Here is a 12,825-nt window from a genome sequence, read left to right as displayed (position 1 = left end):
TGCGTTCAGCTCCGTTTGTTTGTGGGATGAAGGGAGGATTCGCGAACGATCAGCCGATGAGGCACGATGACGCTCATCTGCTGAGGCTTATCCTCTTGAATGAATCGAATCAATTGCTGGGAAGCCATATAACCGAGCTGGTAGATCCCGATGTCGACGCTGCTGAGAGGCGGCGAGGACAACTCGGCGAGCGCGATGTTGTTGAAGCTGACGAGGCTGAGGTCGTCGGGAACCTTGAAGCCCAGCTCGTTCAAGCCGCGCAGCACCCCGAACGTAACCAGATCGTCCACGACCACGAGCGCCGTCGGCCTCTCCGGCAGGTTCATAAAGAAGGACATCGCGCGATAACCGCTCTCTTGCAGGAACTCGCCTTCGACGATCCACTCCGGCTGGACTCGCAGCCCGCTCGCATCCATCGCTTGGCGGAAGCCTTCAAGCCGATCCTGCGAAACGGTCAGATTCGGAGGTCCGCTGACGAAGCCGATCCGTGCATGGCCTTGCGAGATCAGATGCTGGGTCGCGTCGAAAGCGGCCTGCACGTTGTCGTTGTCCACGCACAGAATGTCCTCGTGCTCCCGGTCGTGGCCGATCAGAATGAACGGGAACGCTTCCTTCTTCAGGAATTGGATGATCGGGTCGTTCTTGCGCGATTGCAGCAGGATAACCCCATCGACCCGGCGTCCCTTCACCAGTCGGGTGACGGCCTCCAGCTCTCCTTGTTCGGAGTGGCCCGCGGTCATCAGCAGGTCGTAGCCGTTGCGGGAAGCCTGGGTCGTGATGCCCCGGATGCTCTCCGCGAAGAATTGGTTCTGGAAAAGCTCCTCCGCCGGACGGGGAAGAATCATTCCGAGCGTGTACGTTTTATTAGAGACAAGGCTTCTGGCCATGATGTTGGAATGGTAGCCGAGCTCCTCCATGATCTCCTTGACCTTCTTCGTCGTCTCCCGGCTGATCCGCGGATGATTGGACAGCACCCGGGAGACGGTGGAGGGAGAGACTCCGGCCTTCTTGGCAACGTCTTTGATGGTGACGGACATAAGCTACCTCCAGCATAGTGCAATCGTTTGAACAATGGCTGTTGTTATTTCCATGTTACATGAACGTTTGGGGATTGTAAACGGTGCCTTTGCGCGGAACGGACTAGGAGAGGAGTGTGCAACGCATGCAGAAGAATGGTTTTAATAATAGAAGGAAAGAAGATTACCAATAGTTGATTCGTTAAGAAAAACGAAGAAAATAAGAGAAATTAAAAGAGAAGGGGTTAGTTAATTGGTAAAAAGAGTTTGTGCAAACGTTTTTGCAATCGGATGAAATGATGTATAGTGAAGAAGCGGCATGAAGCGCTTACATACCAAATGGAGCGAAAAATGCCTGAAATGAACCGGAAAATAGGGCTCGCGAAGCTCCGATTTCGGCCATTTTCAACACGTTTGTACAAACGTTTGCACGTAATCGATGATTCAAACGAAAAGAGAGGGGAAACAAAAGGTGAAAATCAACAAGTCTTTATCCATGATCGCGACATTAACGCTGATGGCCGGCGCTCTCGCCGCTTGCGGCAGCAACAGCAATTCGGGCAGCAACGCATCTCCGGAAGGAAGCGAGCCTGCCGCAACGGAATCCGCGTCTCCATCCGCATCGGCTCCCGCTTCCGAAGAAGCATCCGACGAGCTTGCCCCGGAAGACGGCGCTACCCTCGTCGTATGGGAGACGAAGGAAATGATGGCCCGCATGGAGGAGATCGGCAAGGAATTCACCGCGAAGTACAACATTCCGGTCAAGGTCGAAGAAGTAAGCGAAGCGGATCAGATCAACAAGCTGATCAACGACGGTCCCGCCGGCGTCGGTCCGGACATCGTTATCTACCCGCACGATAACCTCGGCAAAGCGGTCGCGGCCGGCCTTATTCTTCCTAACGATTACTTCGAGGAAGAGACGAAGGCAGAGAACAGCGAAGCTTCGATCAAGGCGTTCACGTTCGACGGCGTTCTGTACGGCTATCCCCGCTCGGTCGAGACGTACGCGATGTTCTACAACAAGGACCTCGTTCAGACCCCGGCCAAGTCTTACGACGAAATCATCGAATTCGCCAAGACCTTCAACGATCCGAAGAACAACAAATACGCGCTGCTCTTCGAACAGAACTTCTATTATCAATATTCGTTCCTGGCAACCCCGGGCGGCTACGTCTACGGCAACGGCGGAATCGACACCAACGATATCGGCCTGAACAACGACGCGGCCATCGCCGGCGCGAAGCTGTACCAGAAGCTTCATGAGATCATTCCGATGAAGACCGCCGACGCGACCTTCGACGTGAAGAAGGGCCTCTTCACGAGCGGCAAGCTCGCTTACGACATCAACGGTCCTTGGGCGATCGCCGATTACAAGAAGTCCGGCGTCAACTTCGGCATCGCTCCGCTTCCGACGATCGACGGCAAGCCGAACGTCAGCTTCTCCGGCGTCAAGGGCTTCTCGGTCAGCTCCTTCTCGAAGTATCCGAACGCAGCCAAGCTGTTCACCCGCTTCGCGACGACGAAGGAAGAGCAGCTTAAGGACTTCCAAGAGCTCGGAACGCTGCCTTCCAACAAGGAGGCCGCAGCAGATCCGGCAGTAACGGCCGACCCGCTGCTGATCGGCATCCTGGAGCAATTCTCGAACTCCACTCCGATGCCGGCGGTTCCGCAGATGGGCAACGTCTGGACTCCGGGCCAATCGGCAATGGCCGATATCTGGGATAACAACAAGGATCCGAAGGCGGCCCTGGACAACGCCGTGAAGCAGATCCAAGACGCTAACGCGGCGACTAAGTAATCAACCATTAAGGATCATAAGGAAGAGGGGCGCTTATCCGCAAGGTCGGGTGCCCCTCGTCCGTTTATGAGCGAAGCTCATCGGCTTCCAAGGACGCCGAAGGCGTTTTTGCTTGAGCGGCACTATCATTTTGACTCGTTTGGCAGGGATGGGGAGGTTCCGATATGCAGCGCAAGAGCATTCAAGCGGCCATACTGTCGCTCATCGCCCCGGGGCTTGGGCAGATCTACAATAGACAATACCTAAAGGGAGTCATCTTCCTGGCCATCGACGCGCTGGGAATCTGGTATTTCGCCGGACACCTTTATCGAGCGATATGGGGAATCGTCACGCTGGGCGAGAAGAAACAATCGATGGTTAAGGTCGGCAAAGTGTACAAAGCCGTTCATGGGGATCACTCGATTCAACTGCTGGTGCAAGGCTTGATCATTCTCATCATTCTCTTTATTTTCATCTGGTTGTATGTGCTAATGGTTCGAGACGCCTATAAGACCGGTTTGGTCCGGGAAAGCGGGGGCAAGGTTGCCCGTTTCTCCGAATCGGTTCGTGCCGTGTTCGAGAAGAACTTCCCGATCACGATGCTGACGATTCCCTTCGTCGGAATCCTGTTCTTGACTGTTCTGCCGATCTTGTTCGGCGTTCTGATAGCGTTCACGAATTATTCCGGCCCCTCGCACCTTCCTCCGAAGGAGCTGGTCGACTGGGTTGGATTCAAGACGTTCGTCGATCTGCTTACGCTCAAAACCTGGAGCCATACGTTCTGGAACGTCCTGCTCTGGACGATCGAATGGGCGATTCTCTCCACGGTGACGTGCTACTTCGGCGGACTGCTCGTCGCTCTGCTGATTCAGCAGAAGGGCATACGCTTCAAGAAATTCTGGCGGACGATTCTGCTGCTGCCCTTCGCCATTCCGTTCCTGTGCTCCGCGCTGATCATGAACAATCTGTTCAACGGGGAGTTCGGCCCGATCAACCAATACCTCGGCATCTTCGGCATTCCGAAGATCGGCTGGCTCTCCGATCCTAGCTGGGCGAAGTTCACTGTCGTTCTCGTCAACGCATGGGCAGGCATTCCGGTAACGATGCTTCTCATGCTGGGCGTCCTCACCACCATTCCGAAGGATCTGTACGAAGCGGCCGACGTCGACGGGGCCACGGCTTACCAGAAGTTCTGGAAAATCACGCTGCCGCGCATCCTGTTCGTAACCGCACCGGTGCTGATCACGCAATTTGCCGGCAATATCAATAACTTCAACGCCATCTACCTGATGACGGGCGGAGGCCCGAAGACCGGGGAATACCAATTCGCCGGCCATACCGACCTCCTGGTGACGTGGCTGTTCGGGCTCACCTACGCCGATAGCAAGTTCAACGTCGCTTCCGCCATCGGGATTATCGTCTTCTTGATGATCGCGACGATCTCTATCCTCAGCTTCCGTCAGACGAAATCGTTCAAAGAGGAGGATCTCGTCCAATGAGAAAATCCCGTATCGGTCTATCGATCAGCTATCTTCTGCTCATCATTCTATCCATTGTCAGCCTGTACCCGGCGGTATGGATCGTGGTCTCCGCCTTCCGCCCGGGGGGAGCGATCTACAGTCCAACGTTCCTGCCGAGCCATTGGACGTCGGATCACTTCACCGAGCTGTTCACGGACAAGAGCTTCATGTTCGGCCGCTGGTACATGAACACGCTCAAGATCGCGATTTTCAGCACGATCTTCGGAACGCTGCTCGTCACGCTGGTCGCCTATTCCTTGTCGCGCTTCCGCTTCAAGGGACGCCGCAAGGTGATGACGCTGCTGCTCATTCTGAACATGTTCCCGAACCTGATGGCGCTTACGTCCGTGTTCCTGCTGCTCAACCAATTCGATCTGCTCGACACGCATTTGGCTCTGATCATCATTTACTCGTGCGGGGCTCCGGTGCTGGGCATGTTCGCGGTAAAAGGATACTTCGACACGCTGCCGCTTAGCCTGGAAGAGTCGGCCCGCATCGACGGCGCCAGCCATTGGACGGTGTTCATGCGAATCATGCTGCCGCTAAGCAAGCCGATTCTCGTCAACTCCGCGATCGGCCTGTTCGTCGGCTCCTGGATCGACTTCATTCTGGCCCGGCTGGTGCTGCGGGCTCGCGAGAACTGGACGGTCGCCGTCGGCCTCTGGGAACTTGCGACGAACTTCAAGACGGCGAACTTCACGATGTTCGCGGCCGGCTGCGTGCTCGTCGCGCTTCCGATCACGCTGGTATTCATCATTCTGCAGCGCTACATCGTCGAAGGACTTACAGCTGGAGCGAACAAGGGATGAGGTTCATGCGGTACGGTTTCTCCCTGGGGCGAGCGGCAAGGGCAGCTCTGCTATTGGCATCCGTTCTTGTCCTGGCGTCCTGCTCATCATCGGGAGGCAAGGACAAGGAGAAGCCTTCGAACGTATTCTACGAGATCTTCGTCCGTTCGTTCGCGGATTCGAACGGGGACGGGATCGGCGACCTGAACGGCGTAACGGAGAAGCTCGATTACGTGAAGTCGCTTGGCGCCGACGGCATCTGGCTGATGCCGATCAACCCCTCTCCCAGCTACCACGGGTATGACGTGACGGATTATTATTCCGTGAATTCGGATTACGGTACGCTGGACGATCTGAAGAAGCTGCTGGCGGAGGCCCACAAGAGGGGAATCCGGGTCATCATGGACCTGGTCGTCAACCATACCAGCTCGCAGCACCCTTGGTTCCAAGACGCGTCGTCCGGCAAGGCCAGCGAGCATCGGGACTGGTATGTCTGGTCCAGCGAGCGGGGAGGGCGTTCCCCCGCCGACGGCGCGGCGGGTTCGCCGCCTTGGCACGCCTTGGGCGGCGACGATTACCTCGGCATCTTCTGGGACGGCATGCCGGATCTGAACTTCGACAATCCGGCCGTGCGGCAGGAGATGATCAAGATCGGCCAGTATTGGCTGAAGCAAGGGCTGGACGGCTTCCGTCTCGATGCGGCGAAGCACATCTTCGGCGACTTCACCTCCACGGCCAGCACGCCGGAGGTCAAAAAGAAGAATCAGGAATGGTGGCAGGAATTCCGGGCCGGCCTGAACGAGGTCAACCCGAACGCTTATCTGGTCGGCGAGGTATGGGATTCCACGGCCGTGATCGGTCCGTTCCTGAACAAGGCGTTCGATTCCGCGTTCAACTTCGATCTGGCGAGCCGAATCCTTAGCGCGGCGCAGAACGAGAAAGCCTCGGACATCGGCTTCACGCTGTCGCGGGTGTACGAGTTCTACGCCAAGTCCGCGGAAGGAGACTTCGTCGACGCGCCGTTCCTCTCCAACCATGACCAGACCCGCGTCATGTCGGCGCTCGAAGGCAACGACGATCACGCCAAGACGGCGGCGGCCATGCTGCTGACGATGCCGGGCAACGCCTTCGTCTATTACGGCGAGGAGCTGGGCATGAGCGGCATGAAGCCGGACGAGAACATCCGCGAGCCGTTCCCGTGGAAGCGGGAGGCTGGAGCGGAAGGCGAGACCTCGTGGGAGACGTCCAAGTACCGCGGCGACGGATCGGTGTCGGCGGAGGCGGAAGACAAGGCGGACGATTCGCTGCTGAACCGCTATCGAATGCTGATCGATTGGCGCCGAAAGGACGTTGCCCTGCGCGAAGGAACGATCGGTTCCTATGCAAGCGGCGTCGATTCGGTCATGGCGTATACCCGGACAGCCGGCGAGGAGCGGCGGCTTGTGCTGCACAACCTGTCGGGACAGCCGGTGACGGTGACGCTCGCCGCGACGAAGGCGGAACCGACCGAATTTAAGGCGATTGCAAGAAGTACCGACGCTGCCGCGAACTTGAAGAATGGCAAGCTCGAGCTGCCGCCTTATACGACCGTCATCCTGAAACCTTAAGATCGGGAAGTTTAAACATAAACGCAAGAACGCTGAAGCCGGTTTCGAATCGGATTCGGCGTTCTTTTGTTTTAACAAACCGCGAATATTCCTCTTACACTATGGTAATACAACCGTTTTATCCTAATTGGTAGTCTGATACTTTAATAGTGGAAAGGGAGTTTCGCGTCTATGAACCCGAAACAATGGTCCAAGAAACTGACTCTGCCTGCATTGGGACTCGCCGTCTTTACAACGTTGATTCCTGCGTCCGTAACTGCTGCAGCCGGAGGCGTTAAAGTAACGTCCACGGAATTCATCGGCATGCCGGCCCCTTCGACAACGAAGGAAATGGCGCAATTGTACACGACCGCCGGACTCAAAGTTACATACTCGGACGGTTCCGTGAAGCTGTTCCCTCTGTCATACAAGAAGCTATTCAAATCGACGGAGTCGGTAGGCGGTACGATCGCCGGGGTTGTCGTCGATGCGAAAGGAAAACCGGTTATCGATACGAGCGTTGCAGGCAGCCCCGTGCCTTACGTCTCCGACTCTCCGGACTCCAACAGCCTGTTCTCCGTCGCAGGCGCCAAGGCGACCGGCAAGGACAGCAACCCGCTTTCGCTCATCACGCATTACGAATACGTTACGTTGAACGCTGCGGGCAAATCCGCGTACGGGCTCGTTCCCGCGAGCATGAGCCTGACCTCGATCGATCAGAACAAAGTAACAGGCGAACTGACGCCAGTCGCCCTTAGCAAGATCGATTTCTCCGGCGTAGACGGCTTGTGGATTCCGTGCAACGGCTCGCTGACTCCATGGGGCACCCATCTTGGAAGCGAGGAATACGAGGCGGACGCACGCGCCTTCGAAGCCGATCCGAAGCAGACGTATGCCGGTCCGTTCGTGCAAGCGTACTATAACGACACGTCGAGAACCGCCAACCCTTACGCTTACGGCTATCTTCCGGAAGTCACGGTGAAGGCCGACAACTCGACTTCGGTCGTCAAGCATTACAGCATGGGACGATTCTCTCATGAGCTTGGCCGCGTAGCGCCGGATATGAAGACCGTGTTCTTCGGCGACGACGGGGGCAACACGATGATGTTCCTTTACGTTGCCGACAAGGCGAAAGATCTGTCCGCGGGAACGCTGTATGCGGGCAAGTGGATTCAGAAGAGCGCCGAGAACGGCGGCTCCGCCGACCTGCAATGGATCAAGCTGGGCCATGCGACCGATGCGGAGATCGGCTCTTACGTAGACAAAGGGGTGAAGTTCAGCGACCTGTTCGAGACGTCGGACAAGGCGGCAGACGGCTTCACCGCCATTAAGTCTTACCCATCCGGCAAAGTCGAATACTTGAAAGTAAAGCCCGGCATGGAGAAGGCGGCAGCTTTCCTGGAATCGCGCCGCTACGGCGCCATCCTCGGCGCGACGGCCGAATTCAACAAGATGGAAGGCGTTGCCGTCAACTCGAAGGACAACAAAGCCTATATCGCGATGTCGTATGTCGAGAAATCCATGGAGAAGGATTCGACGGGCTCGGAACCGGCAGACGATATCCAAGTGAAAAAAATAAGATCGGGCGTTACGTATGAGCTTGCCCTCGGCGGCGGTCAAAAGGATCGCAGCGGCAGCGCGATCGCCAGCGGCTACGTTCCGACTTCGATGAAAGGCCTCGTATGGGGCCAGGATCTGGCGGAGGCGGATGCCAAGGGCAATAAAGCGGCGGACGACATGGTAGCCAACCCGGACAACCTGTCTTACTCGGAAGAGCTGCGCACGCTGTTCATCGGCGAAGACAGCGGCATGCACGTAAACAATTACGTGTGGGCCTACAATATCGACACGCACAAGCTGTCCCGCATTCTGTCCACGCCGGCCGGCGCCGAAGCAACCGGATTGATGGCGGTGGATAACCTGAACGGGTTCAGCTATATCATGAGCAATATCCAGCATCCAGGGGACGAAATGATCGTAGCGGAAAATTTGAAGCCGGAGGTCGAAGCTTATATCAACCAGAACTTCGACAACAAGAAATCCGGTGTCGTTGGCTATATCTCGGGCTTACCGACGAAAGAGCAAATGCTGGCGGATAAAAAGGACGAGGGCAAGCTGATTCCCGCTCGTACGACTTCCGAAGAAGCAGGGGCTAAAGTGACATGGAACGCTGCGCGCCATGAAATTACCATTGCTCGAGGAGAGCATAAGCTTGTGTTCCGCATCGGACAGAAATCGGCCATTCTCAACGGCAAATCGGTTTCCTTGCCGACCGCTCCCGCTATCGAGGGCGGAAAGGTCACGGTTCCGTTCGGCGTACTGAATGACTTCCTGACGAACTGAGCGTGATTAATTTGCTTAAAAGATGGAGAACGTGGACCTTTGCCCTATTAATGACGATCAGCTTGTACTTATTCGCGGGTACTCTGCACAACGGCTTCGCTTTTGGCGAGGGAGGAGATGCGAAGGGAGAAGCGGCTGAAGGCGGTTCGACGATGGTCATGCTGAACGGCGTGATGCTCCCTCGTTCAGGGCTTCTTAGCAGCGATTTCTCGGAGATGCGCATTGCCGTCATGGACGTGGCGGATGCGCTCGCGCTTCCCTCTCGCTGGGATGCCGACAACCGGGTGCTGTGGCTCGGCAATCCGACGTCCGGCAGCCTGGCCGGCGTCAAGAAGCCGAGAGCCGGCGCGGCCGTCATCATGCTGGACGGCAAACCATTGCCGACGGCAGTCGATCCTCTTTTGATCGACCCCAATGGGATGCCCGTCTCCGGCACCGAGACGCTGATCGGCTCCAACGTGATGGCCGTCGCCGACGAGCTTGCGAAGGAACTCGGCATGACGTATCAATACGACGCGGGCAATCACAGGATCTCCCTGCTGACTTCGGCAGCCAAGGAACAGTTCGAGAGCGAAGAAGCGGCCGTGCGGGACGTGCTGGAGAGCAAAGGAATGGAACCGCATATCGCTGCCGACGGCACCAAGGAATTTACGTTGACCGCCGAGCTGCACGATTGGGCTCCGGTTAACGGCGTGCTCACGACCGCGTGGACGTTCAATGGGCAGGCTCCCGGCCCGACCATTCGGGTAACGGAGGGAGATAAGGTTCGCATCACGTTCGTAAACAATCTGAATGAGCCTTCGACGATCCACTGGCACGGCCTTCACCTGCCTAATGCGATGGACGGCATCCCGGACGTCACTCAGAAAGCGGTCCAGCCCGGGCAATCGTTCGTCTATGAATTCACGGCAAGCCATCCGGGGACGTTCATGTACCATCCTCATTACGATGATATGAAGCAAATCGGTGGCGGCATGTACGGAGCCTTTATTATCGATCCGAAGACCGCGCCTCCGAAAGCGCCGCAGGCGGGCGAGTTGAGCGATAACATGACGTTCGATCACGACTATACGATGCTGCTTGCCGGCTTCCGTATAAACAACGCCGTGGAGGATGAGCCGGACTACTTCACGATCAACGGAAGAAGTTACCCGGATACGCCCCCGATCCGGATGAAGGTCGGGGAAACAGCCCGTGTTCGGCTTATCAATATCGACACGGCCGAAGTTCATACGATGCACCTGCACGGCATCGATTTTCAGGTCATCGCCCGCAACGGCCACGCCGTGCCGTATCCGGAGACGATGAACACCGTGATGCTCGGCCCCGGAGAGACGGTCGACATCGCGTTCCGGGCGGACTCGCCCGGGGATTGGATGCTGCACTGCCACATCCTCGACCATACGATGAACGGCGGCGATCACGCGACTATGGGCGCCGAGATGGGCGGCCTGATGACGCTGGTTAAGGTGACGGAATAAGGACGGTGCAGGCGAACAAGCCGCGATAAGCCCGCGGTCGCCGCGCATCGAACAACAAGACTGTTCTGCCCGGGAAGCGGATGCTTCATGAGGGCGGAACAGTCTTGTTCGTTAAGCCTATTATTATGGAATATTAACGCTAGAGGAAGCTCCCCCGATCACCTTATCGTTTTTGTCGTAGACGTCCACCGCCAGATTCCAGGCGCCGCTTAGATTGCTTCCTCCCGGCACGGTCGCCTTCAACTCCTCATGGCTGATATACGTGGTGGCCAGCTTACGGCCATTCAAGAGCACGACTGCCGTTTCCGGGAAGTTGGCGCCCTTGATGCCGATCGTATCGTCCGTACCTTTGCCGGCGTTCGCGCCGGTGTCCACGGAGGATACCGTCATCGGGCCGAGGCCTACCAGGAAGTTCGGATTGATGATCTTATCCTTGATACCCGCGTCGTTATAAGCATGCTGATCGCCGAACAAAATGTCATACTGCAGCGTCTCGTAATCCTTCAGATCCGCTTCGTTAATGCGCATCTCCTCATCGTGATCCTTGGGCGGGATGACCGGCGTCTTCGCGTACTGTTGCTTCAGGAATTCGGTGTAGTAGGTGCCCTTTAGGCCCGCCTTATCCAGCAGATAGGGGCTCATAAAGGACGGGCTCATATACAGCTTCGATTGATCCTTCGGAAGGTAGTTGTTCCAGATGAGGAACGGGGTGCGGTGCATCTTCTGCAGAAAATCCGGATCGTTCGTTCCCGTGATGTACTTCGAGTCTTTGTAGGCCGAATAGTCGTCGCCCAAGGCCGGCAAGTGGTCGCCGAAGAAGAGAATCAGGGTCGGTTCCTGCTTCTTGGAATAAGCGTCGACCAGCTTCTGCAGCATCTTATCGGCGTCTTGCGTCCCTTGCGCATAGGTTTCGAACAGCCCTTTGGCTTGGCCTTCTACGCCGGTCACCTTGATGGTATTCTCCTTGAACTTGCCCGGCCAGTAGTGGAAGTGGTTCTCCATCGTATTGGCGAAGATCATATCCGGTCCCGGCGTCTTCTCCGTCTCCGAGATGATGGTGTTCGCCGTTTCATCGTCTGAGATATACGGGCCTACGAACCGTTGGTTGAAGTATTCGATCGGGATGAACTTGGAGAAGCCGAAGTCTTTATATACTTTGTCGGCGTTGAAGAACCAGCTATAATACGGACTGATGGCAGTGGAGGTGTAACCCTGCCGCGCCGCGATGGACGCCAGGGAGTCCACCTGCCTGTCAATGTATTGGTTGTACGCCACGGAACCTTGGGGCAGGAAGCGCATGCTGTTGCCGGTCAGCACCTCGAATTCGACGTTCGCGGTGCCGCCTCCGAACTGCGGCGAGAGGAACCAGCCGCTTGGGTATTCCTGTGCAAGCCGATGGAAGTTGGCCAGCGGATCCCGGCTGAACTTCAGATTCGGCACAAGGGTCGGATCCCAGAACGATTCGCTTAGAATGACGATCAGGTTCGGCGGCCTCCGATTATCGGCCGGGGGAGCGACGCCTCCGGCTATCGAAGGCGGGGTGTTTATTTGGGTGACGATCGTTTTGATTTTGCCGGAATCATAGCCTTGTACCTTGTTGACGTCCATATGTTCCAGGTTCATGACGGTCGTCAGCAGTAAGCCGTTGTCCAGGACGTTCTTCATTTGGTTGTCAGGCTCATCCTCAACGCCGAATGCATCTTTCATGACGGCGGATGGCAGGAAGAAGACAACGGCGATTCCGGCGGCCGCGACCGCCGCGAGAATGGCGCGCTCCCGGCCCCGAATGCGGGAGGCTAGGTGAGGGACTTTATACAGAAGCCCGACGCTTGCGCCCAGGAAGACGAGAATGCCGATGATGGACTTCAGGTTCACGATATTGTGCAGGTACTGCACCATGTCTCCGCCTTCGCCTGTCAGCGCCAAGTCCCAAGGGAGAAGAGGCATGCCCAGAATCCTCATCTTGACCCCGCTTCCGAAGGAGAGGGCGAAGATGAGAACGAAGATGATCCAGTAGGCCCATCGAGTACGTCCCGTCGCTGCGGTCATGATCAGCAGCAGGGCTGTGATGAGCGCGGTGTTCAAGAGGAAGGCGGGGATGTGGGTATACGTCCAGGTCATCGTGCTCTCGATAGAGGAGCGGCTAAGGAATTCCATTAGGAATACGATCCAAGCACCCAGCACCAGCAGCATATATCTCCCTTGGAGATAGGGAACTTCTTTGCGAAGGACATTTTTCACTGTGGGGCCCCCCATGTATACATTTAGAAAATATTCAAAAATATGCTGACATTATATCACGGGAGACTCTACG

General features: G+C 56.5%; 8 protein-coding genes. 6 read left to right on the top strand and 2 right to left on the bottom strand.

Annotated elements, in window-relative coordinates:
* Positions 1-5: 5 nt before the first annotated feature.
* On the bottom strand, positions 6-1,037 hold the full coding sequence (locus ELR57_RS12585) for a LacI family DNA-binding transcriptional regulator (RefSeq protein WP_126959435.1): 1,032 nt from the start codon (positions 1,035-1,037) through the stop codon (positions 6-8).
* 451 nt (positions 1,038-1,488) lie between these two features.
* Between ELR57_RS12585 and ELR57_RS12580 the strand changes: the two genes are divergently transcribed.
* From ELR57_RS12580 to ELR57_RS12555, 6 genes are all read left to right on the top strand, one after another.
* Positions 1,489-2,814, top strand: a complete 1,326-nt coding sequence (locus tag ELR57_RS12580; RefSeq protein WP_126959434.1) for a sugar ABC transporter substrate-binding protein — start codon at positions 1,489-1,491, stop codon at positions 2,812-2,814.
* Between the two features lie 164 nt (positions 2,815-2,978).
* Positions 2,979-4,292 (top strand): carbohydrate ABC transporter permease, encoded by a 1,314-nt coding sequence (locus ELR57_RS12575; RefSeq protein WP_126959433.1) that lies wholly within the window; start codon positions 2,979-2,981, stop codon positions 4,290-4,292.
* Positions 4,289-5,122 (top strand): sugar ABC transporter permease, encoded by an 834-nt coding sequence (locus ELR57_RS12570; RefSeq protein ID WP_126959432.1) that lies wholly within the window; start codon positions 4,289-4,291, stop codon positions 5,120-5,122. The genes ELR57_RS12575 and ELR57_RS12570 overlap by 4 nt, the downstream gene beginning before the upstream one ends.
* Positions 5,119-6,708, top strand: coding sequence for an alpha-amylase family glycosyl hydrolase (locus ELR57_RS12565; protein WP_238162510.1), 1,590 nt, complete (start codon positions 5,119-5,121; stop codon positions 6,706-6,708). The genes ELR57_RS12570 and ELR57_RS12565 overlap by 4 nt, the downstream gene beginning before the upstream one ends.
* A 171-nt stretch (positions 6,709-6,879) precedes the next feature.
* Positions 6,880-9,030 carry an alkaline phosphatase PhoX gene (locus ELR57_RS12560; RefSeq protein WP_126959431.1) on the top strand — a complete coding sequence of 717 codons (2,151 nt, stop codon included), beginning with the start codon at positions 6,880-6,882 and terminating at the stop codon, positions 9,028-9,030.
* 50 nt (positions 9,031-9,080) lie between these two features.
* A complete protein-coding gene (locus ELR57_RS12555; RefSeq protein ID WP_126959430.1) occupies positions 9,081-10,511 on the top strand; it encodes a multicopper oxidase family protein in 1,431 nt (476 codons plus the stop codon).
* Between the two features lie 123 nt (positions 10,512-10,634).
* On the opposite strand, the gene ELR57_RS12550 is transcribed toward ELR57_RS12555, so the two are convergent.
* Positions 10,635-12,752: an LTA synthase family protein gene (locus ELR57_RS12550; RefSeq protein WP_158630016.1), complete on the bottom strand. Its 2,118-nt coding sequence runs from the start codon at positions 12,750-12,752 to the stop codon at positions 10,635-10,637.
* Between the last annotated feature and the right edge of the window lie 73 nt (positions 12,753-12,825).

It is taken from the genome of Cohnella sp. AR92, from assembly GCF_003990975.1.
In the GTDB taxonomy this organism is placed as follows: Bacteria; Bacillota; Bacilli; order Paenibacillales; family Paenibacillaceae; genus Cohnella.
The sequence above is the reverse complement of the archived record's forward strand: the minus strand, read 5'-3'. Positions and strand labels throughout refer to the sequence as shown.

Bases quoted from the DNA above. Each gene is read 5' to 3' on its own strand.
- ELR57_RS12585 (WP_126959435.1), bottom strand. From the start codon at position 1,037: ATGTCCGTCACCATCAAAGACGTTGCCAAGAAGGCCGGAGTCTCTCCC.
- ELR57_RS12575 (WP_126959433.1), top strand. From the start codon at position 2,979: ATGCAGCGCAAGAGCATTCAAGCGGCCATACTGTCGCTCATCGCCCCG.
- ELR57_RS12570 (WP_126959432.1), top strand. From the start codon at position 4,289: ATGAGAAAATCCCGTATCGGTCTATCGATCAGCTATCTTCTGCTCATC.
- ELR57_RS12565 (WP_238162510.1), top strand. From the start codon at position 5,119: ATGAGGTTCATGCGGTACGGTTTCTCCCTGGGGCGAGCGGCAAGGGCA.
- ELR57_RS12560 (WP_126959431.1), top strand. From the start codon at position 6,880: ATGAACCCGAAACAATGGTCCAAGAAACTGACTCTGCCTGCATTGGGA.
- ELR57_RS12555 (WP_126959430.1), top strand. From the start codon at position 9,081: ATGACGATCAGCTTGTACTTATTCGCGGGTACTCTGCACAACGGCTTC.